At 64.6% G+C, this 263-nt stretch carries 1 protein-coding gene; it reads left to right on the top strand.

The window, feature by feature from the left end; all coding sequences use genetic code 11:
- Window positions 1-263, top strand: a 263-nt coding sequence (locus C5P05_RS00185) for an ABC transporter permease subunit (RefSeq protein WP_114967969.1), incomplete at both ends; no start/stop codon positions are given.

The following is a 263-nucleotide window of genomic DNA, read 5'->3' as shown; positions in this document are numbered from 1 at the left end:
ATCTGGCGCGGCTGCATCCAGGCCATCCCCGGCGGGCAGTGGGAGGCGGCGCAGGCGCTCAGCCTGCCCTATCTGTCCCGCATGCGGGACGTGATCCTGCCGCAGGCCTTCAAGATTGCGCTGGCGCCGACGGTCGGCTACATGGTGCAGATCATCAAAGGCACCTCGCTGGCCGCCATCATCGGGTTTGTCGAAATCACGCGCTCCGGGCAAATCATCAACAACGCCACCTTTCAGCCGCTGATGGTATTCAGCGCGGTGGC

Origin of the sequence: Rhodoferax ferrireducens (assembly GCF_003347515.1) — a bacterium.
Lineage (GTDB): Bacteria > Pseudomonadota > Gammaproteobacteria > Burkholderiales > Burkholderiaceae_C > Rhodoferax.
Note: the sequence above shows the minus strand (reverse complement) of the source record. Positions and strands in the feature narration are given on the sequence as shown.